The sequence below is a fragment of the Mesorhizobium sp. M7A.F.Ca.US.006.04.2.1 genome, assembly GCF_004022915.1.
GTDB lineage: Bacteria > Pseudomonadota > Alphaproteobacteria > Rhizobiales > Rhizobiaceae > Mesorhizobium > Mesorhizobium ciceri.
The window spans coordinates 1-1,692 of the sequence record NZ_RZQA01001112.1; the positions used below are offsets into that span (position 1 = coordinate 1).

Here is a 1,692-nt window from a genome sequence, read left to right on the forward strand (position 1 = left end):
GGCTTTGGTCGAGCGGGACCTTCCGGCATTCGGCGCCGCCGTCACCGCGATACAGATGCTGATCGGCAGCCATTTCGCCCCGGCCCAGGGCGGCGTGTTCACCTCGAAGCGGGTCGAGATGGTGGCCCACTGTCTCAATGAAGCAGGCGCCGTCGGCATCGGCCAGAGTTCCTGGGGGCCGACAGGCTTTGCCTTCGCGCCATCGCAGGACGCCGCACTCAAGTTCGTCGACGCGGTTCGGAAGACGACAGTTGAGGGCGGCCTTGAGGTCAAGATCGTCAAGGGCAGGAACTCCGGCGCGAAGATCAGTTCAACCAGGCTGGATCTCGTCGGCAGCTGACGCTTCAGTTTCAGGCAGAAAGGCAAGAAATGGCCCGCAAACACATCCTGCACATGCTGACACCGTTGAAGCAGATGAGCCCCTTCGACGTGAACATGGCGCTCGACGCAGGTTTCGACGCCGTCGTCCCCTATGTCGATGTGGGCCTGGCCGAAGTGACAGGACTGGTCCAGGACGCGATCTTTTCACGCCCGCCGGATGCGGGTGTCGACACCGGCATCTTCATCGCCGGGAAGGATGCCTCGTTGGCGCTCGACATGTTCGACGCCGCGAAGAAGGCGATGGTGCCGCCTTTCCAGGTTTCGGTATTTGCCGATCCAGCCGGCTCGTTCACCACAGCCGCGGCGATGGTGGCCAAGGTCGAAAAGGCGCTGGAGAAGAAATTCCAGCGTGCGCTCAGGGATACGAGGGTGGCTGTTTTCGGCGCCACCGGAGTCGTCGGCTTCTGCACCGCCGTCATCGCGGCAGGGGAAGGTGCCCGGGTCACACTTGTCGGCCATGACGGCATCGAACGGGTCAAGCAGATCGCGGCCGAGATCGAAAGCAGGTTCCACCTCACCGTCGATGCGGCTGACGGATCGAGCGACGCCCGCAAGACAAAGCTGGTCGAAGCCAACGAAATTATCCTGGCTTGCGCCAAAGCTGGCGTCCAGGTGGTCTCCAAAGCCCAATTGAAAGGCAATGACCTGCTTATTGCGGCCGACGTCAATGCCGTTCCCCCGGCCGGCATCGAAGGATTGGCCGTCAATGCCAATGGTGATCCACTCGATGCGGCAAAAGCTGTCGGCATTGGTCCGCTTGCCATCGGCAATGTCAAATATAAGGTCGAATTCGGTCTCTTCAAAAGAATGATCGAATCCGAAAAGACGATCACGCTCGGTTTTCAGGAAGCGTTTTCCCTTGCACGCGAGATTGCCAAGTAACGCCGGATCTCTTTTGATCGCGGCAATTTCAGGCCGGGCGCTGGCCGCCGCCGCGCGTCGCGCCGGCTATCGTCCGCTGGTCGCCGATTTCTTTTGCGATACGGACACCGTCGCGCTCGCAGAACGCGCGACAATGCTGCCAGGCGACCTGCAAGGAGGCATCGACGGCGAGCGCATCATCGACACGCTTCGGCGATTGGCTGGCGACGACCTGCCGGCCGCCATTGTCCTGGGCTCAGGGTTTGAGCGGATGCCTGAGACCGTGGACAAAATCGCGCGACACTTTCGGCTCGCCGGCAATGGCGGCGCCGCGATCCGCAGGATCAAGGATCCGCAGTTGCTGGCCGATGATTGTGCCGAACTCGGCATCCCGCATCCGCAACTGCGATGGGACCAGCCGCCTGACCCGGAGAACTGGGTGGTCAAGAC

At 61.8% G+C, this 1,692-nt stretch carries 1 protein-coding gene and 2 pseudogenes; all 3 read left to right on the forward strand.

Annotated elements, in window-relative coordinates:
* Window positions 1-340: pseudogene (locus EN925_RS34810) on the forward strand (GHMP kinase); the annotation flags it as partial.
* Between the two features lie 29 nt (window positions 341-369).
* Window positions 370-1,263 carry an NAD(P)-dependent methylenetetrahydromethanopterin dehydrogenase gene (locus EN925_RS34815; RefSeq protein ID WP_013532031.1) on the forward strand — a complete coding sequence of 298 codons (894 nt, stop codon included), beginning with the start codon at window positions 370-372 and terminating at the stop codon, window positions 1,261-1,263.
* Between the two features lie 13 nt (window positions 1,264-1,276).
* Window positions 1,277-1,692: pseudogene (locus EN925_RS34820) on the forward strand (hypothetical protein); the annotation flags it as partial.